The organism is Paenibacillus sp. DRB1-1 (genome assembly GCF_052119485.1).
GTDB classification, from domain to species: Bacteria; Bacillota; Bacilli; order Paenibacillales; family Paenibacillaceae; genus Paenibacillus; species Paenibacillus polymyxa_B.
In genome coordinates this window covers 1,121,112-1,145,767 of record NZ_JBODQH010000001.1, presented here as the reverse complement: position 1 = coordinate 1,145,767, position 24,656 = coordinate 1,121,112, and the positions used below count along the sequence as shown (strand labels likewise).

28 protein-coding genes are annotated in these 24,656 nt (G+C 46.6%); 19 read left to right on the top strand and 9 right to left on the bottom strand.

The window, feature by feature from the left end:
• The first annotated feature begins 1 nt into the window (after window position 1).
• The 3 genes from ACQW03_RS05190 to ACQW03_RS05180 all read left to right on the top strand — a co-directional run bounded on the left by ACQW03_RS05190 (window position 2) and on the right by ACQW03_RS05180 (window position 3,962).
• Window positions 2-487, top strand: coding sequence for a lasso peptide biosynthesis B2 protein (locus ACQW03_RS05190; protein WP_076292338.1), 486 nt, complete (start codon window positions 2-4; stop codon window positions 485-487).
• Window positions 488-515: 28 nt separating this feature from the next.
• Window positions 516-2,012, top strand: a complete 1,497-nt coding sequence (locus ACQW03_RS05185; RefSeq protein WP_441948557.1) for a nucleotidyltransferase domain-containing protein — start codon at window positions 516-518, stop codon at window positions 2,010-2,012.
• A gap of 144 nt (window positions 2,013-2,156) precedes the next feature.
• Window positions 2,157-3,962 carry an ABC transporter ATP-binding protein gene (locus ACQW03_RS05180; protein ID WP_441948555.1) on the top strand — a complete coding sequence of 602 codons (1,806 nt, stop codon included), beginning with the start codon at window positions 2,157-2,159 and terminating at the stop codon, window positions 3,960-3,962.
• 22 nt (window positions 3,963-3,984) lie between these two features.
• Here ACQW03_RS05180 and ku read toward each other — a convergent pair whose 3' ends face one another.
• A complete protein-coding gene (ku, locus tag ACQW03_RS05175) occupies window positions 3,985-4,899 on the bottom strand; it encodes a non-homologous end joining protein Ku (RefSeq protein WP_441948553.1) in 915 nt (304 codons plus the stop codon).
• A gap of 412 nt (window positions 4,900-5,311) precedes the next feature.
• Here ku and ACQW03_RS05170 point away from each other — a divergent pair, with 412 nt between their 5' ends.
• The 3 genes from ACQW03_RS05170 to ACQW03_RS05160 all read left to right on the top strand — a co-directional run bounded on the left by ACQW03_RS05170 (window position 5,312) and on the right by ACQW03_RS05160 (window position 6,520).
• On the top strand, window positions 5,312-5,710 hold the full coding sequence (locus ACQW03_RS05170) for a RidA family protein (RefSeq protein ID WP_071639888.1): 399 nt from the start codon (window positions 5,312-5,314) through the stop codon (window positions 5,708-5,710).
• A gap of 334 nt (window positions 5,711-6,044) precedes the next feature.
• Window positions 6,045-6,284: a hypothetical protein gene (locus ACQW03_RS05165; protein ID WP_071639889.1), complete on the top strand. Its 240-nt coding sequence runs from the start codon at window positions 6,045-6,047 to the stop codon at window positions 6,282-6,284.
• A gap of 56 nt (window positions 6,285-6,340) precedes the next feature.
• Window positions 6,341-6,520, top strand: coding sequence for an H-type small acid-soluble spore protein (locus ACQW03_RS05160; protein ID WP_023987462.1), 180 nt, complete (start codon window positions 6,341-6,343; stop codon window positions 6,518-6,520).
• Between the two features lie 240 nt (window positions 6,521-6,760).
• Here the strand turns inward: ACQW03_RS05160 and ACQW03_RS05155 are convergent, their stop codons facing one another.
• The 5 genes from ACQW03_RS05155 to ACQW03_RS05135 all read right to left on the bottom strand — a co-directional run bounded on the left by ACQW03_RS05155 (window position 6,761) and on the right by ACQW03_RS05135 (window position 11,221).
• Complete coding sequence (locus ACQW03_RS05155) at window positions 6,761-7,417, bottom strand: 3-oxoacid CoA-transferase subunit B (protein WP_071639890.1); 657 nt, start codon at window positions 7,415-7,417, stop codon at window positions 6,761-6,763.
• Window positions 7,414-8,079, bottom strand: a complete 666-nt coding sequence (locus ACQW03_RS05150) for a CoA transferase subunit A (protein WP_441948550.1) — start codon at window positions 8,077-8,079, stop codon at window positions 7,414-7,416. The genes ACQW03_RS05155 and ACQW03_RS05150 overlap by 4 nt, the downstream gene beginning before the upstream one ends.
• Window positions 8,080-8,120: 41 nt before the next feature.
• On the bottom strand, window positions 8,121-8,861 hold the full coding sequence (locus tag ACQW03_RS05145; protein ID WP_071639892.1) for an acetoacetate decarboxylase: 741 nt from the start codon (window positions 8,859-8,861) through the stop codon (window positions 8,121-8,123).
• 55 nt (window positions 8,862-8,916) lie between these two features.
• Window positions 8,917-10,101 (bottom strand): acetyl-CoA C-acetyltransferase, encoded by a 1,185-nt coding sequence (locus ACQW03_RS05140; RefSeq protein WP_028543085.1) that lies wholly within the window; start codon window positions 10,099-10,101, stop codon window positions 8,917-8,919.
• A gap of 589 nt (window positions 10,102-10,690) precedes the next feature.
• Complete coding sequence (locus ACQW03_RS05135; RefSeq protein ID WP_025718312.1) at window positions 10,691-11,221, bottom strand: cysteine hydrolase family protein; 531 nt, start codon at window positions 11,219-11,221, stop codon at window positions 10,691-10,693.
• 134 nt (window positions 11,222-11,355) lie between these two features.
• Between ACQW03_RS05135 and tsaE the strand changes: the two genes are divergently transcribed.
• The 4 genes from tsaE to tsaD are packed head-to-tail and all read left to right on the top strand — an operon-like array spanning window position 11,356 to window position 14,269.
• Entirely contained in the window at window positions 11,356-11,835 is a 480-nt protein-coding gene (tsaE, locus tag ACQW03_RS05130) for a tRNA (adenosine(37)-N6)-threonylcarbamoyltransferase complex ATPase subunit type 1 TsaE (protein WP_071639895.1), read from the top strand.
• 3 nt (window positions 11,836-11,838) lie between these two features.
• Entirely contained in the window at window positions 11,839-12,675 is an 837-nt protein-coding gene (gene tsaB / locus ACQW03_RS05125; protein ID WP_441948547.1) for a tRNA (adenosine(37)-N6)-threonylcarbamoyltransferase complex dimerization subunit type 1 TsaB, read from the top strand.
• A gap of 17 nt (window positions 12,676-12,692) precedes the next feature.
• Window positions 12,693-13,208: a ribosomal protein S18-alanine N-acetyltransferase gene (rimI, locus tag ACQW03_RS05120; protein WP_071639897.1), complete on the top strand. Its 516-nt coding sequence runs from the start codon at window positions 12,693-12,695 to the stop codon at window positions 13,206-13,208.
• Window positions 13,205-14,269 carry a tRNA (adenosine(37)-N6)-threonylcarbamoyltransferase complex transferase subunit TsaD gene (gene tsaD, locus ACQW03_RS05115; protein WP_076292343.1) on the top strand — a complete coding sequence of 355 codons (1,065 nt, stop codon included), beginning with the start codon at window positions 13,205-13,207 and terminating at the stop codon, window positions 14,267-14,269. Before rimI ends, tsaD begins: the two co-directional genes overlap by 4 nt.
• A gap of 547 nt (window positions 14,270-14,816) precedes the next feature.
• Here the strand turns inward: tsaD and ACQW03_RS05110 are convergent.
• The gene (locus ACQW03_RS05110) at window positions 14,817-16,781 is read right to left on the bottom strand and encodes an ABC-F family ATP-binding cassette domain-containing protein (RefSeq protein WP_220031444.1); all 1,965 of its coding nucleotides are present in this window, start codon (window positions 16,779-16,781) and stop codon (window positions 14,817-14,819) included.
• A 270-nt stretch (window positions 16,782-17,051) separates the two neighbouring features.
• On the opposite strand from ACQW03_RS05110, the gene ACQW03_RS05105 reads away from it, so the two are divergent.
• The 7 genes from ACQW03_RS05105 to groL all read left to right on the top strand — a co-directional run bounded on the left by ACQW03_RS05105 (window position 17,052) and on the right by groL (window position 22,405).
• Window positions 17,052-17,705 (top strand): 5-formyltetrahydrofolate cyclo-ligase, encoded by a 654-nt coding sequence (locus ACQW03_RS05105; protein WP_441952303.1) that lies wholly within the window; start codon window positions 17,052-17,054, stop codon window positions 17,703-17,705.
• A gap of 38 nt (window positions 17,706-17,743) precedes the next feature.
• On the top strand, window positions 17,744-18,232 hold the full coding sequence (gene moaC, locus ACQW03_RS05100; protein WP_013309211.1) for a cyclic pyranopterin monophosphate synthase MoaC: 489 nt from the start codon (window positions 17,744-17,746) through the stop codon (window positions 18,230-18,232).
• A gap of 113 nt (window positions 18,233-18,345) precedes the next feature.
• On the top strand, window positions 18,346-18,828 hold the full coding sequence (locus ACQW03_RS05095) for a MogA/MoaB family molybdenum cofactor biosynthesis protein (protein ID WP_013309212.1): 483 nt from the start codon (window positions 18,346-18,348) through the stop codon (window positions 18,826-18,828).
• 103 nt (window positions 18,829-18,931) lie between these two features.
• Window positions 18,932-19,183, top strand: coding sequence for a twin-arginine translocase TatA/TatE family subunit (locus ACQW03_RS05090; RefSeq protein ID WP_013309213.1), 252 nt, complete (start codon window positions 18,932-18,934; stop codon window positions 19,181-19,183).
• 111 nt (window positions 19,184-19,294) lie between these two features.
• Entirely contained in the window at window positions 19,295-20,062 is a 768-nt protein-coding gene (gene tatC / locus ACQW03_RS05085) for a twin-arginine translocase subunit TatC (protein WP_023987474.1), read from the top strand.
• Between the two features lie 359 nt (window positions 20,063-20,421).
• Window positions 20,422-20,703 carry a co-chaperone GroES gene (gene groES / locus ACQW03_RS05080; protein ID WP_007429271.1) on the top strand — a complete coding sequence of 94 codons (282 nt, stop codon included), beginning with the start codon at window positions 20,422-20,424 and terminating at the stop codon, window positions 20,701-20,703.
• Between the two features lie 73 nt (window positions 20,704-20,776).
• A complete protein-coding gene (groL, locus tag ACQW03_RS05075) occupies window positions 20,777-22,405 on the top strand; it encodes a chaperonin GroEL (RefSeq protein ID WP_013309215.1) in 1,629 nt (542 codons plus the stop codon).
• A 99-nt stretch (window positions 22,406-22,504) separates the two neighbouring features.
• On the opposite strand, the gene ACQW03_RS05070 is transcribed toward groL, so the two are convergent.
• Window positions 22,505-22,804 (bottom strand): tyrosine-type recombinase/integrase, encoded by a 300-nt coding sequence (locus tag ACQW03_RS05070; protein ID WP_441948542.1) that lies wholly within the window; start codon window positions 22,802-22,804, stop codon window positions 22,505-22,507.
• Window positions 22,805-23,177: 373 nt separating this feature from the next.
• Here ACQW03_RS05070 and ACQW03_RS05065 point away from each other — a divergent pair, with 373 nt between their 5' ends.
• On the top strand, window positions 23,178-23,381 hold the full coding sequence (locus tag ACQW03_RS05065) for a hypothetical protein (RefSeq protein WP_071639907.1): 204 nt from the start codon (window positions 23,178-23,180) through the stop codon (window positions 23,379-23,381).
• Between the two features lie 73 nt (window positions 23,382-23,454).
• Window positions 23,455-23,877: a hypothetical protein gene (locus tag ACQW03_RS05060; RefSeq protein WP_420538174.1), complete on the top strand. Its 423-nt coding sequence runs from the start codon at window positions 23,455-23,457 to the stop codon at window positions 23,875-23,877.
• 340 nt (window positions 23,878-24,217) lie between these two features.
• On the opposite strand, the gene ACQW03_RS05055 is transcribed toward ACQW03_RS05060, so the two are convergent.
• A complete protein-coding gene (locus ACQW03_RS05055; protein ID WP_071639909.1) occupies window positions 24,218-24,628 on the bottom strand; it encodes a MerR family transcriptional regulator in 411 nt (136 codons plus the stop codon).
• Window positions 24,629-24,656 lie beyond the last annotated feature (28 nt).

Sequence of the window (24,656 nt, the reverse complement as noted above, 5' to 3'; positions counted from 1 at the left end):
CATGCGGATACAACGGCTTCTTCTCCTGTCTCCAGAGGTTAGGAGATTGTTGCCGGAAGCCTGGTTGGAGCTGGGATGGGCGAGGCTGCGCCAGCGTCGTTCTTTTGGGGATTACTCAAGGGTTTGGGGCATATGTATGGAAGAAACTCCATGGCAGTGTGATGTCAGGCAGGAGAAGTGCATCCAGCAGATTTCGCACGCTGTAGAGCTGGCAAGCCGTTATACTCCTTGGCGCAGTAGTTGTCTTGTACAAGCCGCTGCGGCGATGACGTTGCTGGGGCGCAGAAAACTGGACTGCACGCTGTATCTGGGCACAGCCAAAAATGCCGCTGGCCGCTTGGCCGCACATGCATGGGTACGTAGCGGACCGATTTATGTTACGGGGAAACGGGAGATGGAAGCATTTACGGTGGTGGGGATATTCGGGAGACGCGCTGTGACGGATACAAATACAAAGATGGAATATAAAGGTAGTTCTTTGCTTTAATGCGATGAGACAAGAAGGAGAAGAATGCATGCCCACCAAGTCTGTTTTGGAACTTGCGAATTGGAATGAGGATCAAGAATTAACGTTGTTACTCTCTCTATTGGGGAAAGACGTTTCTCATTGGCAGGATAAGACTGCTGCTACCCAGCTGCGTGAGATGGATTGGGTCCGCTTTTTACGTCTGACCGAGCACCATCGAGTGGTACCTACGGTGTATCTCCAACTGAAAACATTGAATCATCCGTTCGTTCCCGCAGAATTGTTGCGAAACCTTCAGGCGCAGTATCATCGAAACACGCTTCGCATGCTCCATCTTCAAGCAGAAGCCGAGCGTCTGACCAGGCTGCTCATAGCTCATGGAATTCGTGTGCTTATGTTGAAGGGTCCTGCTCTAGCGCAGCAATTGTACGGGGATGTTTCTCTGCGTACCTCCAAGGATATAGATTTACTCATTGCCCCTGACGATATGGATGAGGCTGAGCATTGGATGAAGGAAGCCGGATATGCGTCCAAGAGCGGAGAAGTGCGCGTCCTTGGCAGTTGGAAATGGAAGGACCATCATGCATCCTACCTCCATCTGCAAAAACGGGTAGAGATTGAGCTGCATTGGCGGCTTCACCCGGATGGGGGTGGGGAACCCTCTTTTGACGAGCTGTGGAACTGCCGGAAAATAGGCAAAGCTGCAGGAACCAGTCGGCAGGTAACGTTGGGATCTGCCGACAACAGGACTGTGATGACGTCCTGTATGTATACGCTTGGCAGCGAGCATCAATTTCTGTACTTGAGCGCGCATGGTGCGCGTCACGGCTGGTTCAGGCTGCGCTGGCTGGTTGACATCGACAGGCTTGCGGTATGTGCTGTCGATTGGGAGGCGCTACTGCCGATGATGCGCCGCTACGGGGGCCTGCCTGCTGGCGGGCAGGCTTGGGCACTCGCCGCTGCGCTGTTGGGTACGCCGATACCGGAGCCGATGCGTCCGGTATCGGCTACCCGGCAGGCGCACAGGCTCGCGCTGAGCGCGCTGGCCTTCATGCAGGCCAGCGTTCCCGCACCGTACCCGATTGCCCACGGGTCGGGTACAGGTAGGCTTGCTCCATCAGAGCCGCTGCACAGCAGAGCTTTGGCGGAGCAAGCGGAGGCCGCACCTCCGAATGGCGGTGCTTCAGTATGCGGTACCTGTGGCGAAGCAGCCATGCTTGCCACCAGTGGCGTTACTAGCATCACGGAAGATGCCAGTAACGACGATCATAGCCCGATGAGCACCGCTACCAGTTGTGCCCCCATTACTCCAGCTGCCGCCTCCAGCCAAGTCATGACCAGAAACACGGCGGCTGCCCATCAGCCGGTCAGTCGCACTTACTTGCTTTCCTTAAAAGAGCCAAGACACAGACTATGGTACCTCATCAGCCGTTTGTTTCCCTCTACGGGGGATTCGGCCGTTTTTCCACTGCCTCGCCAGCTGCATTTTTTGTATATCCCTTTACGTCCCTTTCTTTGGCTGAAACGGCGATTTTCAAAGCACTGACTCTCGATAGAGGATTTTGCAAAAATCCAATAAGCGACTTTCAATGAACAATATATAGATCGAAATGGTCTAGTTCGTCTATATATTGCACTTTGGAGCGACTGAAATCGAATTTTTCAAAATCCTGGATAAGGAGTGTGCATTATGGTTCACCTGCGATTATATATGACAAAGCTGTATAGCGTGAACGGCGGTGCGTTATTTCTCAATATTGGATGTATGATCATGGTCAGCCTGCTGGAGGGTTTTGGCATTTATATGCTTGTTCCTATGCTGGCGGCCATCGGCGTATTTGTCGGTCATTCGGGAATGCCATTTCTGTCTGGTGGATTGGAACATTTTTTGGCGTTCATTCCTAAAAGCTGGCTGTTGCCGGGGATGTTGATGGTTTTTATAGTGCTGCTTACAGGGCAGGCTATGCTTCAGCGTTACCAATCCATCCTGAATTCGCGGATTCAGCAGCGTTTTATGCGTTCCCTTCGAATAGACGTGTACACTTCTTTTATGAAGGCGCAGTGGGCATTTTATTTGCGTCAGCGTAAATCTGATTTTAGCCATGTGATGACGACCGAGCTGGCGCGTGTCAGTCAGGGAACGAATTTGCTTCTTCAACTGATTACAGCCGTCATGTTTACGATGATCCAGATTGCGCTGGCTTTTTGGTTATCCCCCTCTTTAACCGGACTAGTATTTCTGAGTGGATTGGGGCTGTTTGTCGTGTTCCGCCGCTCCATTCGAAATGCCAAACAATTAGGTGATCGTACCACTGAGCTTTCGCAGGTTTATTTTGCTGGAATTACGGATCACATGAACGGCATGAAAGATATTAAAAGCAATCTGTTGGAAGCGGCGAATATCCATTGGTTTCGTTCCCTGACACAACGCATGGAGGATAATACGACCCAATTTGTCCGGCAAAATGCGACCACACAGTTTTTTCATCGTACAGCGGCAGCTGTTTTTGTCGCATGTGTCATATTTATATCGCTGCAGTGGCTGCATGTTACTCCTGAAAAACTGATTGTGCTGATTCTTATATTTTCCCGCTTATGGCCCCGATTTGCTCTTATTCAAGCGAGTCTGGAATACATCATGTCTATGATCTCCGCTTTTGAAAGTGTCACCAAGGTGCAACAGGAGTGCGAAGCTTTCACAGATCCTTCATTAATTGTATCTGCATCTGTACGGCAACCCCTGTCCCTTCGTCATGGGATCGAATGCAGCCATCTGGATTATCGCTACGATGGTGCAGCAGAGTCTGCGCTGCGTCATATTAACTTGTTCATACCCGCTCGGGGAATGACAGCCATTGTAGGGAAATCGGGAGCAGGTAAAAGTACAATGGTCGATGTCCTGATGGGTTTTTTACGTCCATCTGGGGGACAGATTACAATAGACGGGCTTGTGCTGGACGACGAATTGTTGCTCCAGTGGCGGCAGTCGTTTGGCTACGTGTCACAAGACCCCTTTTTATTTCATGCGACTGTCCGCGAAAATTTGATGCTGGCAGATAAGGATGTTAGTGAGCAGCAGCTATGGGAGGCGTTACATTTTGCCGCCGCAGACAACTTTGTATCCAGATTGCCCGAAGGGCTGGACACAGTAATTGGAGATCGCGGGATTCGTCTGTCTGGAGGAGAACGTCAACGGCTAGTATTAGCACGGGCTGTCTTGCATCATCCTTCGGTACTTATACTAGATGAAGCGACAAGTGCGCTGGATGGTGAGCATGAAGCCGCAATTCAGGCAGCACTGGAACGGATGAAAGGTCAAATGACGTTGATCGTCATTGCACACCGCCTGTCAACCATCAGACATGCGGATCAAATTGTCGTACTGGATCAAGGCGAGGTCATACAGCAGGGGAACTACCACCAACTGGAACAAGAGGAGCGGGGGGCGTTCAGTCAGCTACTATCGTATCAAAGCAGTGTCACCGCCACCCCTTAACCAGACTTTTCTGTACCTCAGCTTAAGTTTCTTTACGTTTGGCAGTGCTTCTTTTCTTTTTGACTGGAGTCGGAGAGATGTTCTCGCCTGCAACAGCCTGCTGTGCTGATGGGGCTGCTGGTTTACGCGCAGGGCGCTTTTTCGCAGCAGGGCCGGGATCGGTAACGACAGGTTGCACTGCCTCGATGCTGGCCTGAAGGGCGGCCATTAAATCTACTACATTGGTCTGAGGCTGTGTTGGGGCGATTCGCACCTCTTCACCAGCCACTTTATGCTGAATGAGATCCAGCAGACGCTCGCGGTACTGATCCGTATACTTTGCTGCATCAAAAGGTGTAGATAGCTGCTCGATCAGCATTTTTGCCATGGTCAGCTCCTTCTCTTTAACCTCCTCCTGCCCCAGTAAGTTAGGCACTTGAGCAATGGGGCGAATTTCATCGGGGTAAAACATCGTCTCCACCGCCAAACATTCATCCAACACCCGAATAGCCGCCAGGCTGCTTTTAGAGCGGATGGAGATTTGGGCAATCCCGATTTTTCCGGTATCCTTCATCGCATTCATGAGCAGCTTATACGCATTGGAGCCAGCTTGATCCGGGGACAAATAATACGTTTTCTGAAAGTAAATCGGATCAATTTCCTGCAAATCCACAAAATCTAAAATAACAATATTTTTATCCGCTTGTCCGCTAACTTGCTCCAGTTCCTCCTTGTCGAACATGACAAATTTTCCTTTTTCATACTCGTAGCCTTTTCCAATTTCCTCCCACTCGACCTCCTTATCACAAACGGGACACTTTCGTACATAGCTAAGTGGGCTTCCACACTCCTTGTGAATATAACGCATGGAAATGTCCTTATCCTCAGTCGCAGAAAACATTTTAACGGGCACATGAACCAGCCCAAAACTGATCGCACCTTTCCAGACCGTATGCATACCGCAGTCCTCCTTTTCTTAAATCCGCATTTTGCATCCTTCGTTTCCGGTCACCCCGGGATATGAGCATATGATTTTTCACTTAGTATGCTTCGTACAAGTGATTGTATGAGGTGTAAAGAAAAGAGCAAGCCAACTAATCTGCATTCTGAGGTGTGACTACATCGCATAACACAATGATATGAAGTTGTTAAGTCACAGTAGTTATATTAAGATAAGGGATAATCAACGATTTTGACATTTTATAAGAAAGGAGTGTTCATGTCATGAAGAAAAGATCATTAAATTTTATATCTTTTGGATATGGATACTCTACTGCTGTTTTTTTCTAAAATCATTTTTATTGGTGGAGTCTGCCTAAAAGTGGTTAGAAGAAACGGTAGAAAAATTTAAAAATGACGAGGTCGATTAAATGAAATATGAAAAAATAACTAGAAAAAACCCGGCAGGTATGCCGAAACCAGTAGGGAATTACACACATATAACTAAAGTTCCCAGAAATTCAGAGCTATTCGTGACTTCGGGTCAAGTTGGAGTAGATCAGAATGGCCAATTCCCAGAAAGCTTTAACCTACAAATCAGCAATACTTTTAATAACATTAAATCAGTTTTGGACGCCGAACAATTAACCGCTGACAATATTATAAAAGTAAATGTATGGGCAACTGAGCAGATAGATTGGGATTACATGTATTCCCAATGGGAAAAGTTATTCGGGAATGATTATCCTGCAATGACTATCGGCTACCTTACTGCTCTAGGATTGCCTGAAATAAAAATTGAAATTGAAATTTGGGCAGCTAAAGCATAAAAATAATACGCACCTCATTTATGGGATGGAATCATAGATAGCCCCGGTCTTCGTGAGAAGCTGGGGCTGTTTTATGTTTAAATTCACGAAAAATGTACATCCGTCGTAGCAAGCAAACGCACTAAACAATTACCGAGCATCGCATAGTGATGAGCTATCCGCATCTGCATCCTTCGATTCCAACGCCTTGGCTGTGAGCTAATCATTTTTATGCTTCGTACAAGTAATTGTATGAGGTATGGATGAAGACTGCGAATTGCTTCCGCGTGCGCATGGTTACAGCAATTTTGGTACATAGTAAGGCATATCCGATTCAAAAGGGGGTACACAATTTATGTCCGGAAAATCCTATCCTCAGCAAATCAGGCATCGTGTGGGTCAAAGCCAAATCGCCTTTCGGGGCCCAGCTGGAGGCGAACAGGATGCATTGCCGCCCGAGTTTGCTCTTTCACATGGAATCCGTCCGCCATTTCCCGTAGCTGTGGCTCATGTGGATTTGGAGGCTGTAGTTTCAACTTCGCCTTCTCATGGCATCCCTTCATTAGACGTTGAACGGATTATAGATGAAGACTAGGTGAACTATATTTCTGAATGAATGCACACAACAACAATCAGGAGGGGAAGAATAGCATGAATGTGGAACGAGCAAAAGCTATTTATGATTCATCCGAAAATATTGCTGTACAATTGGATGGTAAACCGATCTGGATTGAGCATGTAGACCAAGCAAACGGTATGGCAACGGTACAGATAGGTAGCAGACCAGGAAATACTCAAACCGTCCGTGTGGATCGTCTGGAAGAACAATAGGAGAGGGGCACCAAACAGATTTTTTCCCATAGTATGGGGTATAGCTTTAGAAAGATCTTGGACAGCTGTAGGCTTTCATCGTAGAATGCTGCTTGAATGGTCCCGCTCCAACCCTAAAAGGCTCGCAATTGCTCAATGAGCAATTAGCGAACCTTATTTGTAATAATAAATGCAGTCGAGGGGGCAGTTAAACGCCGGACAAGTTAATTTGAAGGTGCAACTGGCTCCTTTCTATGACCTTTATACTGCAATGGCCTTTAAATGTGGTGAAACCATCAGCTTAGCCTCTGTTGCCAATTGAACGTCTTCCACCGACAAACCCGGAGCAATTTCCTTTAGCATCAGCCCTTTACCCGGAATAACATCGATGACAGCTTTTTCGGTTACTATGGTCTTTACAACATTTACAGCAGTCAGGGGCAGCTTGCATTGTTTCAGTATTTTCGGCGCCCCATTTTTGTTCACATGCTCCATGGCTACAATGACTCTCTTGGCTCCAACCACCAAATCCATGGCTCCCCCCATGCCTGGAACTTTTTTCCCAGGGATCATCCAGCTTGCAAGGTTGCCTTTCTCATCTACCTCCAGGGCGCCCAACACGGTGATATCCACATGCCCTCCGCGTATGATGGAAAATGAAAGTGCACTGTCAAAAAAGCATGCTCCTTCCATAGTTGTAACGTAGTTTCCGCCTGAATCGATACAATCGAGCCTTTCTTTTCCCTGAGCCGCTTTGGGGCCTACACCGAGGATTCCGTTCTCAGCCTGCAGCATAATATGAATGTTTTCGGGGATATAGTCCACTACCATTGTAGGCAATCCGACACCAAGGTTGACCACTTCGCCATTTTTGAATTCCTGGGCTATTCTTCGAGCAATGAATTCTCTGTTATTCATGCGTTTTCACCCACCTTTACAATTGCGTCGACAAATATTCCGGGAACGTTGACATGATTGGGGTCAATTTCTCCCGTCTTTACGTATTCGTCTATCTGAGCAACTACATACTCTGCCGCTGTAGCCATAACCATATTGAAATTACGTGAAGAGCCGTTGATGACAAGATTCCCAACTTCATCAGCCTTATGGGCTCTGATTAGCGCCACATCCGCTTTGAGCGGGAGTTCAAGCAAATATTCTCTTTCATCAATTTCTATTTTCTTTTTTCCTTCCTCTACAACGGTGCCTACACCTACAGGTGTTAAAACACCGCCCAAACCGGCCCCTCCTGCGCGTATTTTTTCAGCGAGTGTGCCTTGCGGGAAAAGTTGGACCTCTGCTTCTTTCGTCATCAGGAGCCTTCCCGTTTCTGGATTGGAGCCAATATAGGATGCAAAAATCCGCTTTACTCTGCCGCTTTTTACAAGCTTATAAATAGATAATTCCGGTGTGCCTGTGTCATTGGAAATAATCGTAAGATTGCTGGCGGGATTGGTGTCGACAAGCGCACGCACTAGGTCCTCCGGAAAGCCTCCTGCCAGAAAACCTCCGACCATCACCGTGTCTCCGTCTTTGATCTTCTTAACTGCTTCTTCAGCGGAGATTACTTTGTTATTCATGGTTCCTTCTCCTTATATATATATTTTTAGGAAAGCAAACTTTATTGGAGATAATCGTAGAGGACTCTTCCATATGGAAGCGTTAAATCAGCAATAAAATGTTTTCCGCCAATATAAGCTTTAACCGGCAAATCTGCCACAGGAGCGTTGACATGGGGGATCAGGCTTAATCTGGCAGGCCCTGACCAGGCGCCTTTTACAGTAACGTTCTCGAGATTATACGCTACTAACTGAGCGATTTTTGGGGTACCGTCAACGTCAGGAATTAATTTCAAATTAACTTGCGTTTTTGCGATGGCTTTAGCCGTTTCCTTTTCATCAAGAATGTTATATTTGAAAGGCATGGTTCCCGTGGCCACCAGGACGTTGTTGTAATGCAATGTACCCGTCAGCGTCTCCGTCTCCTCAACGATCAAGCGAGGCTTCGCCCATTTTTTCGGAAATCCCCAGATTTCACGTCCTCCCAGAATAGCAGGCGCGTTATCCAAATACATTTGGGCAACAAAATTACAGGGTTCTCCATGAAAAGTACACGGAATGACAATACCGCTTTCCTCATAGCTTCCTAACCCGGATGAATCGGGCATCTTGATCCATTCATAGGAAACGGTATTGCTTCCATCCGGCTGAAGAGGTTCCGGGACCGCTTGTCTAATCGCAGCGGGATCGGATTCATAGGTAATGATCAAAAATTCCCGGTTGATGAAGCGACAAGGCGGGCGCCCATAACTGCCGCTGGCCGCAGGCATGGATTGGAGTGAAAGTACATCTTTTTGATTCATAGCGATCTCCCTTCCTTTTAAGAGGTAGTTCTAAAAGTCATCCTGAACTCGCACTTTAAATGAGTGCATTTTCAACTAGCATCGCTATTCCCATTCCCGTTCCGATGCATAACGAGGCGATGCCGTAACGTGAAGATCTTCGCACCATTTCATGAACCAGCGTAACTAATACCCTAGCACCACTTGCACCGACAGGATGCCCGATCGCGATCGCGCCGCCATTGACATTTACCTTCTCCGGATTGATTCCAAGCTCTTTCAATACCGCTAGTGCTTGTGCGGCGAACGCTTCATTAATTTCAAAAAGATCGATGTCATCAATAGACATTCCCTGTTGCTTCAGAAGTGACGAAATGGCCTTCACCGGTCCCATTCCCATATATGCAGGGTCAACGCCAACAAGTGAATAACCCTTGATATATGCCAACGGCTTTAACGCATGTTCCTTACATTTGTCTTCCGACACTACAAGCATAGCCGCCGCGCCATCATTGATTCCTGAAGCATTTCCGGCGGTAACTGTTCCGTTCTCCTTAAACGCAGGTTTTAATTGAGAAAGTTTTTCTTTCGTTGTATTTCCTCTTATGTGTTCGTCCTCCGTGAAAGAAATAGTTTCTTTTTTGTTTTTGATCATGACTGGAACAATCTGCTCTTCAAAAAGCTTCTTGTTTTTAGCTTCTACGGCCTTTATCTGGCTTTGATAGGAAAATTCATCTTGCTCAAGTCTTGAAATTCCATATTTCTCGGCAACATTTTCTGCGGTAATTCCCATATGATAATGGTTGATCGGGCACGTAAGACCGTCGGCCACCAGGGAGTCTACCAACTCACCGTTGCCAAGTTTGTAGCCGTTTCTTGCATTTCTTAGCAGGTAAGGGGCATTCGACATGCTCTCCATGCCTCCGGCCAAGACGATGTTGCCTTGTTCAGCCAATATTGAATTGTAAGCTAAAGCAACGGCATGGAGTCCTGAACCGCAAACCGTGTTTATCGTTGTTTCGGGTACATCAATAGGGATACCGGCTTTTAGTGCCGCCTGTCTGGCAGGATTTTGGCCATTGCCCGCCTGAAGAACATTTCCCAAATAAATTTGATCAATCAAAGAAGGCTCTAATTTACTTTGCTGAAGGCATGCTGTCATCACAGTTGCTCCCAGTTCAGGAGCGCTTAGAGGCGCAAGGGTTTTGTTAAAAGAGCCGACCGCTGTTCTCAACGGGCTTACTAAAGCTACTTTTTTCATTAAAAACTCACATTCCTTTCGCTGTGTTCAAGACACAATACATCCATGATTGCACTTCAATTCGTAATTTCCGCTCTTAACCTACGAAACGCAGAGACTGCAAGATACATTTACATGCGGGCATATCATGGTGCCTAGACAGTGAGTATGACGGTCCGATCGCCTTCTTTCCTGGCTGGAAATTAAAACCAGAATTATCATAGTTCTAATACAGATTTTGTTCAATGTTCAAATATTTACATATATCTATGTACAGATGTTTATAGGGCCATATACTCCACAATAATTAGGCCATTCTAACGTTTTCTGTTAATTTCTAAATTTTTCTGAAAATCATGATCATAAATTGAATTTTCTGTTAAAAATGAAAGTTTCAATCCATATGTGAAAAAGTTTTCTTCGCAAATATCATCTAACTCATCGCTGGGAAATAAAAAAAGCCTGCTTGTTCGATGATTTTGAAACATACCTGGGCTACCTAATGTATTGACGTTATAACGTCAGTGTTTTTTGCGGTTTTTTCGCATGAACAAAAAAAGAAGCCGACTTGCTTGAAAGCAATCGGCTTGGAATATAAAACTTCAACAACTTACGAAAAATCTACATCCGCTGTCGCGAGTAAACGCACAAAACGATTGCCAAGCATCCCATTATGATGAGCTACAATTTGTTCACTGCTCAGCACCTTGCTATCAAATGTACTATGCGCATCCAATACGAGCACGTTGTTCTGGTATCCCAGACTATAGGCGCTTCGGCAAGTCGTGTCGAGGCAAAACTCGGTCTGCATCCCCGCGATTACGAGTTGATCGGCCCCCAGTTCCTTTAGCACATGGCCCAATTCAGTTTGGTAGAAGCTGTCCCAAGATGATTTACGGACAATTCGTTCATGAGGAAGAGGACGCACCACGTCGGCGATGGCCCAGCCTACACTGTTTTCCCGGAAATCCTCATCCGCTTCATCAGTATGCTGTACAAAAATCACCGGTGTACCTGTAGCTCTGGCTTTGTCCAAAAGCTGCTGCAAATGCGCTACAACTTCTTGTTCGCGATACAGCTTCTCATCATACATAAACATAGCCTGCTGAACATCAATCATGAGTAAAACAGTTTGCCCCATCGTTTCAATCCCTCCCTGTGTGTATCATCTAACTTACAATAGCATGTCTTCATGCCTTGCGGCGACATAAGGTGAACTATATAATAAAGAACAAGTTGGAACGGTCCGATTCGGACGAAAGGTGATTAAAATATATGACAATTTCGCAGGAGCAGTTTACGTTCCGTTCTGTCTCAGAGGCACAGACCGGGGCATTGGCAGGTTTTTTGGCAGCCAAAGCGGTTCCCGGAACGGTGATTGTGCTGGATGGAGATCTGGGAGCGGGCAAAACTGCTTTTTCCAAGGCTTTTGCCAGCCATTTAGGTGTGCCGGGTATCGTAAATAGTCCAACCTTTACCCTCATTAAGGAGTACGAGGGCCGATTGCCTTTGTATCATATGGATGTGTACCGGATTTCCCAGGACGAGGCGGAGGATCTCGGGCTGGACGAATATTTTTATGGGACAGGAGTATGTCTGGTGGAATGGGGGAGTATTATACCGGATATATTGCCGGAGCAGCGGCTTCACATGTATATAGAAACAACGGATGTCGGGGAGCGCTTGATTCACCTGACCGGGTACGGCGAGCCTTATGAACAATGGTGCCGCAGTTTGCGGGAGAATGGAGTTTGAACCATGCAAAGAGAGCATACAGATGTGAATGTAAAGCCGCGTGAGCGGTTTTTGACGTTAGATACAGCGACGACCGTGATGGCGGGCGCTCTGATGAACGGAAGAGAACTGCTGGGAGAAAGCAATGTCTATGGTGAACGTAATCACTCCGTGCATGTGATTTCCGAGCTGGAGCGACTGCTGAATGAAGAAGGGCTGACACGAGATGATGTAGACGGTATTGCAGTTGGTATTGGACCGGGGTCTTATACCGGTATCCGGATTGCCGTGACCGCAGCCAAAACACTCGCTTGGGCCTGGGGTGTCCCGGTGACGTCCATATCCACTTTGCACGCTTTGGCGTGGGGGGGTTGGAATCGCGGCATCGAGATGAAGGGGCAAGAGGGTAAAAATGAGTCTGTGGATAACGGTTCGTCCGGAGCACAGGCAGCAGACTGGATTGTGCCCGTGCTGGATGCGCGCCGTGGTCAGGTTTACACGGGGCTGTTCGCCGTGAGTACAGTTGACGACGTCGAGAGTCCGCAACGGCTGGAGCCAGATGCAATCCGGTTGATGACTGCTTGGACCGATGACCTGCTGCAACGGCTGGAGGCTTTGCCCTCTGAAGAGCGTCCTCCAGTCATTTGGCTAGTCGGTGAAACGGCGGTTCACGCCGAAACAGCCGAGCGCCTGCGTGCTTGGAGCGAGCTTCGTATCGTACCTTATGAGCTGGAAGGAAGATGGGTTGGCCGCCTTGGGGCGGATAAGCTGCTTCGTCAAGAACATGACGAGCTACATACGCTGGTTCCTAATTATACCCAGCTGGCGGAGGCGGAAGCCAATCTGCTTCGTCAGCGCTGAAGAGAGCGGTGAACAACATGGCAAAGAACATACAGCGGGAAGAGAAACTTGAGTTTCGCTTGATGCAACTGAATGATATTCCCGATGTGCTGGAGATTGAGCATGAAGCGTTCACGCTACCGTGGACAGAGGAAGCATTCCGCAATGAGCTGACGATGAATCATTTCGCTAAATATATGATTATGGAACTAGACGGACAAGCCATTGGTTACGCAGGCATGTGGACGATTATGGATGAGGCCCATATTACGAATATTGCGATTCGTGAGGCTTATCGCGGACGTAAGCTTGGAGACAAGCTGTTGGATGAGCTGATGCAAACCGCCTCTTATTTAGGGATGGAACGTATGACGCTGGAGGTGCGGGTAACGAACCGGATCGCTCAAGGCTTGTATGAGAAAAAAGGCTTTAAGCCCGCAGGTGTGCGCAAAGGCTATTATTCGGATAATAACGAGGATGCCGTGATCATGTGGGCGGATCTTCCCGCGCATGGGGCATCCGGTGAACAGGAAGGAAGCGTGCAGAAGCAATGACGCAAGAGGAAAAAGCAGGTACAGGCTCCGCCTCCGGCAAGCCTTGCTATATACTGGCAGTGGAAACGAGTTGTGATGAAACGGCTGTTTCTGTCGTGAAAAATGGCACAGAGGTGCTCTCGAATCTGATTTCTAGTCAGATTGAAACACACAAAGCCTTTGGTGGTGTTGTGCCAGAGGTGGCTTCACGCAAACATGTGGAGAGCATCACCTATATGCTGGACGAGGCCATGCAAACATCAGGAATTACCCCACGCGAGATTTCGGCGGTTGCCGTGACACAAGGACCAGGACTGGTTGGTGCATTGCTGGTTGGTATTGTCGCCGCTAAGAGCGCTGCTTTGGCGTTCGGCAAGCCGTTAATTGGGACGCATCATATCGCGGGACATATTTATGCTAATCAGCTGGAGCATGATATTGTATATCCGTGCATTGCTCTCGTTGTGTCAGGAGGACATACAGAGCTGGTGCTGATGGAGTCCGAAGGTCATTTTCAACTCATTGGTCGTACAAGGGATGATGCGGTTGGAGAAGCCTACGACAAAGTAGCGAGAGCCATTGGATTTCCGTATCCCGGTGGTCCGCATGTGGATCGTGTGGCTCATGAATCGGAGGAAGTGGTTACTTTGCCGCGTGCATGGCTGGAGCCGGGTTCTTATGATTTTAGCTTTAGCGGTTTGAAATCTGCGGTGCTGAATGTAATTAACCAGACGAAAATGCGCGGAGAAACCGTTCATGTCGGAGCGATCGCAAGAGGCTTTCAAGAGTCGGTCGTCGAGGTGCTGGTGGAAAAGGCGATTCGTGCCATGCGTGAATACGGTGCGAAGCAGCTCCTGCTTTGTGGCGGTGTGGCTGCTAATCGCGGACTGCGTACAGCATTACGGGAGCGCTGTGAGCGTGAAGGAATTGAGTTGCTTGTACCCTCGATGAAATATTGTACAGATAATGCAGCGATGATCGGCGCTGCGGCCTACGCCAAATGGAAGCGTGGGGAATTTACCTCATTGGATATGAAGGCTGATCCAGGACTGTCTCTGGAAGAATGGTCTGTCCAAACTTAATTGAAGAAGAATGAGCAAGACACGGCACAGTTGAGTCGTGTCTTTTTTGTTCCGCTCCATAACTATCATAAAAATATAAATTCAAGAGGATAAAATACAGGAGTTTGAGCAAATGAATGGCAGCATCTCATTCTGTCGCATTATTCGTCACAATTATTCACGATTTTTCATGATCCATCAAAAAAATCTGGAATTTTGATACTGCCCGAATAATGATGTGATTTGTCAAGTTGTGAACAAAGTTATCCACATATACCGCTTCGAATGTGGATAACCGATCCCGAAGCAAGCAGGCTAAGACTTTTTGGAGATAGCAAGTTGGGGGATATGTAACACCTTTAGTTCTTGTGGAATCTGTGGATAATGTGGATAAAAGGGTGGATAAATTTGGTTTTCATTTGAAAATGGCTTTTTATCAATAAAAAAATGGCCTAAAAGGCCATTTTTCAATCTCATTCATACACATAAGCTGTGGATAATCTTGTGTACAAAAATACAGAAGAGGAAAATGTGAAATTTTTAAGGCTAAGATTTTATGCAGTAGTGTTTATTCTTCTAACAGCTCTTCCCAAGCGGTATAGGTTTCAGTCAATTCCTGTTTATGGGTGTCGAGTTGTGCCTGAATATTCTGAAGCGCTGTGTAATCCTGATAGATCTCAGGCAGGGTCATTTGTTCCTCCAGCCCTAAAATTTGTTCTTCCAGCGTTTTAATCTGGTTTTCCAATGCCTCCAGCTTGCGTTGACGGCTGCGTTCCTCGCTTTTGGCTTGTTTGTCTGCCGCATAGGTGGCAGCGCGTGATTTGGATGTGGTCTCGTCTGTCACGGATGCAGAGGTAGCCGATGTTTTGCCGCGTGTGGCCTGATTTGCCTCCAGAGCTTCCTGCGCAATTTCCTCTAACTCCTGCTTTTTGGCTACATAGTCATCATAATTCCCCAGGAAATGTTCTATCCCTTCAGGATGTAGCTCGATGACACGTTCCGCCATTTTGTTCAGGAAATAACGGTCATGGGAAATGAACAACAGCGTACCGTCATAGTCCATCAAAGCCGCTTCCAGCACTTCCTTGCTAAATAGATCCAGATGGTTGGTAGGCTCATCTAGAATTAATACGTTGGCTTCGCGCAGCATGAGCTTGGCCAGAGAAACGCGGGCTTTTTCCCCTCCGCTTAATGCAGCTACCTTTTTCAGTACATCGTCACCGCTAAACAGGAAATTACCCAGCACTGTACGAATACGTGCTTCTTCCATATGAGGGTATTCGCTCCACAACTCCTCCAATACGGTATTGGTGGGGTTCAGGTTCGTCTGCTCCTGATCATACAGGCCGATTTTGATTTTTGTGCCCCAGTGTATGGAGCCAGCAGCAGGTTTAAGTGATCCGGTCAGACATTTGAGCAATGTCGATTTTCCGATCCCGTTCGGACCAATCAGTGCCACGGTATCTCCACGTTTTAAGTCGAACGATGCGTGCTGGAATAAAGGCTCTTTACCTTCATACCCCACAGAGAGGTCACGTACCTCCAGCACTTCCTTACCTGACATATGGGCTGTTTCAAAGGAAAAATGAGCTTTTTTCAAGTCTCCCATGGGCCGATCCATACGCTCCATTTTATCTAACTGCTTGCGCCGACTTTGAGCGCGTTTGGTCGTGGAAGCCCGTACGATATTACGTTGTACGAATGCTTCTAAACGGGCAATTTCTCCTTGCTGCTTTTCGTAATGTTTAAGGTTCGTTTCGTACTCGGCAGCCTTTAACTCCATGTAGCGGCTGTAGTTGCCTGTATATCGGGTAGAACGATGGCGTTCGATTTCAATAATCGTTGTTACCAGTCGGTCCAGAAAATAACGGTCATGTGATACAACCAGCAGAGAACCGGAATAGCCGCGCAAATAGTCCTCCAACCAGGTCAATGTTTGAATATCCAGATAGTTGGTAGGCTCATCGAGCATAAGGACATCTGGGGCGAGCAGTAGGATGCGCGCTAGCGCAAGCCGGGTTTTCTGTCCTCCGCTCAGAGTAGCTACAGGCGTCTCAGGTGCAAATGAACCAAAGCCCATACCGTGCAGCACGCTGCGAATACGGGTCTCCATTTCATAGCCACCGTGATCCTTGAACCAGTCTGAACGACGTGCATAGCGTTCCAGCAGATCTGCGTAGCGTTTTTCGTTTTGAGCATTGGCCAGGTCAGCGATGTCCTGTTCCATTTGCCGCAGTTCCCGTTCCGCTTCAATCAGGGGAGTGAACACCAGCATCATTTCCCCCCAGATAGAACGATCAGAATTCAAGCCGCTGTTTTGCGCCAGATAACCGATGCTGGTCTCCTTCGCCTTGAAAATTTGTCCACTGTCATAGGATATTTCACCAGCAATGATTTTGAGCAGGGTCGATTTGCCCGCACCGTTCACACCTACGAGTCCAATACGTTCACGTTCCAATATTTGAAGGTTAATCCCGTCCAGAACGGGCTCAATTCCATAGGATTTAGTAATTCCGGTTACTTGCAATAGCATAGCGTATCGTTCCTCCATTACATTTTGCACAGTTCTACCTGCTTTCTTCGCAGGTACCTTCCTTCCAGTTTACATGAAATTACCCACTATTGCACTGCTTTCACCCTGTAAACCCTTGAGCCGCGTGTAGTCAATTTGTATAAACAATGATAAACTTAAACGAGAAGTGAAAAAGAATGAAAAAAACTTGCAACGTACAGCACTTACTGACAAATGGGACAATAGCAACGTTTTAAAGATTATCGACGATTGTGCGGGAGGGCGGATGTGATGGATGTCTGTGATGTGAAGAACGCGCTGCGTTTGCAGCAACGGGAAGCGCGTGACTCCATGGACCCGCTGACAAGGCAGAAGGCATCGGCTGTGGCCTGTCGGCATGCAATCGAGGCATGGGAGCAGCTTAGAATAGACAGAAACGGAGATAAGCTAACATTATTTAGTTATCTCTCTTTTGGCAGCGAGATTTCGACGACTCCCCTCATTGAGCATTGCTGGTCACAGGGAGATCGTGTCCTGGCCCCAAGAGTGGATCCGGTAACCCGGACTATGGAGCTGAGGGAGATGGATCAGTACGGAGATATTGTACCCGGCATCTGGAACATCCCTGAGCCTGCTTTGACATGCAAGGAATGGTTGCCTGAAATGTGGGCGGGAATTGACTGGGTTGTTGTGCCTGGCTTGGCCTTTGATCGTCGTGGGGGCAGGATTGGTTACGGCGGAGGCTATTATGACCGCTTTACCGTACAGGTAGAGGCAGAGAAGCGTAACAACAGCCACGTAGGTCCGCTTTATGTCTCGCTGCTGCTGCCGGGACAATTGCTGACACAGGTGCCCATGGAGCCAAAGGATTTGCGAGTGGACGTGCTGTTTACTCTGGATGGACGCTTAGATTGTGATTATGCAAAATTGACAAATGATGAATGAAGTAAAGTTGGGTATGTGAAAGGAGCTGTGAGGGAGTCGTGGATTCCTTTACTCATTTTAACGAACAGGGACGGGCTCGGATGGTAGATATTTCGGGTAAAACGTCTACGATTCGTACAGCAGTTGCCGTGACTCAGATTACGATGAATCCGGCTACATTGACGGCTGTAAAAGAAGGAAGAATCGGCAAGGGTGATGTTCTTGCTGTGGCCCAGGTCGCAGGGATTCAAGGCGCGAAAAAAACGTCAGACTGGATACCGATGTGTCATCCACTGGCCCTGACAGGCGTGAACATTACTTTTTCCGATAATGGACATGATGTGCTTCATATTGAAGTTGAAGTAAAGACTGAAGGTAAGACAGGGGTAGAAATGGAAGCTTTGACAGCGGCTTCAGCCGCAGCGTTAACCGTGTATGATATGTGCAAGGCGCTGCAAAAAGATATGATCATCGGCCCTACCATGCTGCAATCCAAAACAGGTGGCAAGCATGGGGATTTTCAAAGGGAGGACCACCGGGAACCTTGACATAGACAACATTGTCGCCGAGAGGGTACTGTGATGTGATGGAGGATGCAGCGTGGCTGTTTCTGATTTTCAGAAGAGAAAGTATTCTTTCATGATAGGAGAAGGGTGATCTTATGGTGTGGAAAACGGCGATCCTAACAGCCAGTGATAAAGGGGCAAGGGGAGAGCGTGAGGATACAAGCGCACAGGTCATCCGGGAACTCATCGAAGAAGAACTGGGCGGAGAGATTGTGGAATACCGGATCGTTCCCGATGAACCGGATGAAATTATTGCAGCTTTAATCGAAATGACCGATTATTTTCATGCAGACCTGGTACTAACTACGGGCGGGACTGAGCTGGCGATCCGTGATGTGACACCTGAGGCGACTAGGCGGGTTGTGGAACGGGAAGTGCCAGGCATGGCGGAAGCCATGAGAATGATCGTGATGCAGAAAAATCCAGCGGCTATGCTATTCCGTGGAATCGTGGGAATACGCGGACGTACACTGATCGTCAATTTACCAGGAACGCCCAAAGGTGTGCATGAAAATTTGGCAGCGATAATGGACCAACTTCCAGAAGCGTTGCTTATGGTGACAGGCCAGTTCCGGTAGAAGGCAGCACATCGTGTGTGGTATGATACCTATAAGAATTTATAAGGCCGTATACGGGCAAAGATGCTTATTTTGTCCGTCAACATAAGGAGGATTACTACACATGCCCAATATTGGAGCACCGGGTTATATTTTGTTGATTATTCTGGCGCTGCTGTTATTTGGTCCGAACAAGCTGCCTGAGCTGGGTCGAGCTGTAGGGCGTACATTCCGTGAGTTTAAAAACGGGGCACGCGATATTTTATCAGAAGATGAGCGGACTGAGCGTAAAGACAGCAAGGATAGTGTGGTCAAAGCATCACAAACGACGTCTTCAGAAGTTCAACCTCAGCCTGAGGATAAACGCTTGTCATAGATTTAATTATAATTCTTGATGCGTGTACAATAAACAAGAGCCTCTTCTTCAGTGAAGGGCTTTATTTTTTAGGAGGCGCTGCTGCGTTCCGTTCAGAAAGGAGGAATGGACTTGACCCCATCAGAGCATGAAATGCCGCTAATGGAACATCTGGGAGAGCTTCGCCGCAGAATTATTTATGTGCTAATTGTATTTGTATTGGCACTGGCTGGTGGTCTGTTCGCGGCGGGCTCTGTCTATGACTGGCTTATTCGCTCCGGATCGGCGCAAGCTTTTCAGTTAAACGCGTTTTCCTTTTGGGACGGGATTGGTATCTACATGAAGATCGCCATGATCATTGGGATTGCGGTGGCGCTACCGTTTGCCTGCTACCAACTGTGGAAGTTTGTCAGCCCGGGCTTAAGACCGCAAGAACGGAGTGCGACTTTGCGATATGTGCCTTATGTGCTGCTTTTGTTCATCATTGGGGCAGCTTTTGCTTATTTCATTATTTTCCCAATGGCGATTCAGTTTACATCGTCTGTCACCAAAAGTATGGGATTACAGGAAACGTACGGGATCGCACAATATTTCACCTTTATGTTTAATATTGTACTGCCTGTAGCGCTGTTGTTTGAACTCCCCCTACTTATCATGTTTCTGACGGGGATTCATGTTATAACACCAATGCGGCTTCGCAAATGGCGGAAGATTTCTTATTTTCTGCTTGTGTTCGTCGCGGTTGTCATTACTCCGCCGGACTTTATTTCCGATTTTTTGGTGGCGATTCCGTTGCTAGTGCTATATGAAGTGAGCGTGTATTTGTCTTCGGTCGTGTACCGCAGGCAGCTGCGTGCGCAGGAGGAACGTGAGGCCCAGTTGCGTGTAGCTTCGGAATAATAAGGCAGGACCTGAATGGCTCAGAAACAATTTATTCGGGTCCGCGCTACATGGCAGCTTGCAGATAATGAATTGCATTTGTATTTCATAACTATTTACAGAGTATGAACAGCAGCAACTTAGCTGCCTTAAAAGTAACCATTAGCCTTGAGTTAACGTTTATTTTTCAGATAGATGGATATAATCGGGAAGGGCTGTCCATAAAAATTCCCATAAAAAATACATTAGGGACTTGAAATTCAATCTCAAGTTGAGTATCATAAAGTTGGTTGTTAGCACTGACGACTGTCGAGTGCTAATACATACAACATAACAACCAAATTACAGGATAAAACACTTAATAAGGAGGCTATTTTTTCATGATCAAACCTTTGGGTGAACGCGTATTGGTGGAAGCAATTGAGCAAGAGACAACGACTTCCTTCGGGATCGTACTTCCTGACTCTGCCAAGGAAAAGCCGCAAGAAGGCAAAATTATCGCGGTTGGCGCAGGCGCATTGAAAGACGGTGCCCGTATTCCTCTGGAAGTAAAAGAAGGCGACCGTGTCATTTTCTCTAAATACGCTGGAACGGAAATCAAATATGAAGGTAAAGAATATTTGATTATGAAAGAAAGCGATATCCACGCGATCATCGGTTAACCGGAACCCGGACAAGACCTGAATATAGGAATTGAAACAAATCATTCATAATCCATAGGGAGGTTTATCACAAATGGCTAAAGATATTAAATTCAGTGAAGACGCTCGCCGCTCCATGCTGCGCGGGGTTGATGCATTGGCTAACGCTGTTAAAGTAACACTCGGACCGAAAGGCCGTAACGTTGTACTGGAGAAAAAATTTGGTAGCCCGCTCATCACCAATGACGGTGTAACGATTGCAAAAGAAATCGAGCTGGAAGACGCGTTCGAAAACATGGGTGCTCAACTGGTTAAAGAAGTAGCAACCAAAACGAATGATGTAGCTGGTGATGGTACGACTACTGCTACTGTTTTGGCTCAAGCCCTCATCACAGAAGGCCTGAAAAACGTAACTGCTGGCGCAAGCCCAATCGGTATCCGTAAAGGGATCGACAAAGCGGTTAAAGCGGCTGTTGCTGAACTGCAAGCCATCTCCAAACCAATCGAAAGCAAACAATCCATTGCTCAAGTAGCTGGTATTTCCGCTGCTGATGATGAAGTAGGCGAACTGATCGCTGAAGCTATGGAAAAAGTGGGTAAAGACGGTGTAATCACTGTTGAAGAATCCCGCGGTTTTGCAACAGAGCTGGAAGTCGTTGAAGGTATGCAATTTGACCGTGGCTACATTTCCCCGTACATGATTACAGATACGGACAAAATGGAAGCTGTACTGGACAATCCGTATATCCTGATCACAGACAAAAAAATCACAAACACACAAGAAATCCTGCCATTGCTTGAAAAAATCGTACAACAAGGCAAGCCACTCGTTCTGATCGCTGAAGACATCGAAGGCGAAGCGCTGGCTATGCTCGTTGTTAACAAACTGCGTGGTACATTCAACGCTGTAGCTGTTAAAGCTCCAGGCTTTGGTGACCGTCGTAAAGCAATGCTGCAAGATATCGCTGCCCTGACAGGCGGTCAAGTGATTACAGAAGAACTGGGTCTGGACCTGAAAACAGCTTCCGTAGACCAACTGGGTACAGCACGTCAAGTGCGTATCACAAAAGAAAATACGATTGTGGTTGACGGTGCTGGAAACAAAGCCGACATCGACGCTCGTGTTAGCCAAATCCGTACGCAACTGGAAGAAACCACTTCCGAGTTCGACAAAGAGAAACTGCAAGAGCGTCTGGCTAAATTGTCCGGCGGCGTAGCAGTCATCAAAGTCGGTGCGGCTACTGAAACAGAATTGAAAGAACGCAAACTGCGCATCGAAGATGCCCTGAACGCAACCCGTGCTGCGGTTGAAGAAGGTATCGTATCCGGTGGTGGTGTAGCGCTCCTGAACGTATACAAAGCAGTTGCAGCTGTTGAACTGCAAGGCGACGAGCAAACAGGCGTGAACATCGTGTTGCGCGCTCTGGAAGCTCCAATCCGCACCATCGCTGCTAATGCAGGTGAAGAAGGCTCTGTAATCGTTGAGCGTCTGAAACGCGAAGAAGTTGGCGTAGGCTTTAACGCAGCTACTGGCGACTGGGTAAACATGATCGACGCTGGTATCGTGGACCCTGCAAAAGTAACTCGCTATGCATTGCAAAACGCTGCTTCCGTAGCAGCAATGTTCCTGACTACCGAAGCGGTTATCGCTGACAAGCCAGAACCAGAAAAGGCTGCAATGCCTGACATGGGCGGCATGGGTGGAATGGGCGGAATGATGTAACAAAGGGTATCAAAACCCTGTAATACCGCTATTTAAAAGGCTCCCGAAAGGGAGCCTTTCTTCATTAAATTACGAAAAAATCACATTCTCTGCAACGAGTCAGATTTGAAGGATGTCTGCGAAGTGATTTTTAATCTTCTCATTGGCATTTTTCTTCATTTTCTCCGTAACGTGCGTATAGACTTTCAATGTAGTTTTAGCGTCATCTTGGCTAACTTGCTTCATGATCGTTTTGAGATCAACTTCAGCTTCAGTCAGCATCGATATGTGAGTGTGTCGAAAAATATGAGGAGTAGCTTTCTTTTTAATTGAGGTTTTCTTGAGAATACGTTCCATACGGATTAAAACATTTTTTTGAATGAGTGGGTAGCCGTTCTTGTGGGCGGCTATGATCCTCAAATATATGCGCCCGGAGCTTTACTTCCTGTATAACACGCTCTCTCAAATTATACTGAGTTCCATTAACAACTTAGTTAATCCGTACGAGCGAACTTTTGTATATTAAAGGTGCGAGGTACCTTGTAGCGCAGTCATATATGGGGAAAGGTTACCGGAACGACATGTACCCAATTAGTGGGAGTACGTTTGCTGAACGCAGAGGGCAGCGATAAAAAAGATAGCTCATAGCTTCCAAATACTCGGCTTGTTAGATTTGGTTCAAGCTGAATATCAAATTGGAGAACTGTCTAACTAACCTTAGTTGGTCGGCGGGGATTTGTTACATTGAAGGAATTATCACACATTCATCGAATGAATGACTGAGGTGATCAGCATGAACCATACATATAAAGTGTTAAAGTCGGACATAGAACTGTTTGCAGCTGCATTAAGCCAGATAAGAGTATACGTTGTTCAGTCATTGGGAGAAGACGTGCTATCGGTTGTAGACTATGGAGGGACAGTAGAAAAGTTTTCGCCCGATACGATTAAGATTGCCGGAGCGTATTATATGCGGAATCAGTTTGAATTAGAGTAGATATGAAAGGACCTACCAGATTGTAGACGGTAGTCTCTTTAAGGTAGACCATATCAAAAAATAGAAGGGGAAAATGATGAAGAAAAGAATATTTCTGTTCTCGGTTTTGTCTTTAAGCATGGCGATTACGGTAGGGGCTACTTCAGCTTCAACAAGTAAAACTAACGAAAACATCATAATTAATCAAAGATCGAGCGGAGGCGCAACTGTAGGAGAGTCCTTTGATGTCCCTAAGGGGTGGGGGCATGTTAAACTTCGTATGAAAAATCACTCTAATAATCCAGTAAAAGTAAGTTTAACTCATAACGGTTCAAACAAACTATATATTGAAGCATTAGTAATTGCTCCTCATGACACAGTTATTTGGAAAAGTACTGATGAAGGTATCACCAACGGTTTGCGTTCTGGAAACTACACACTTCAGTGGAGAGGCAGTGATTATAAAGTTAATGGGGAAACATGGGGAATAGCTGATTCACAGCCTGGAAACCTCTAAATTACCCTGCTATACAACTTGTCCTTCAAGCCATTTGGTGAGGAAGATTAATTATGTGTTTGTTCAAGCCAGCAAGTGAATTAACCCCCTTAATTGGTCGGCAGAGCTTTTTTATTAAAGAAATTGTTTACAGACGGACATTCAAGGTGCTATGAATCCACTTTTTAAATGTTCGATGAAAATAAAGTTTTGATAACTACAATAAAAGAAACAACGGTAGGCTAGGACGGGAATATAAAGCCCTAGACTATCGCTATTTCATTGAACTAACGTTTCCCGGTAGTTCAATCAATTCTGTTGCCATCGTATATGCTGGTGGTGAACCAGGTCTTCTACATTACTATATCGTCACTATATCGTCTTTCGTAAGTTTTTGGTACAGGGCTATCTTCTCGTTAGCAAGGGAAATCATGCACTCAAGTTCCTGCCGCTTGGATTCCAGTTCCACCAGATGCTTTTCAAGAATTTCTATCCGTATGTGTAAGGCAGGAGTAAAATTAGCAACTTCTTCCCCTTTTTGAATTTTATCCAGTACACATCCGTCACGAGTAAATTCCGTAATCTCCTCAAGCGACAATCCCAATTTTTTTAATCTAATTAAACATTGTATATATGAAACCTCACTTTCGGTATAAATGCGTGTCCTTCCATTTCTTCGATTTGGTTCCTGTAGCACTCCAATTTTTTCATAATAGCGAATCGTATAAGGAGTTAGCCCTGTTCTTTCTGATACTTGACTTATAGTAAGCATTGTTTTTTTATGTCACTCCTTTTTTCTA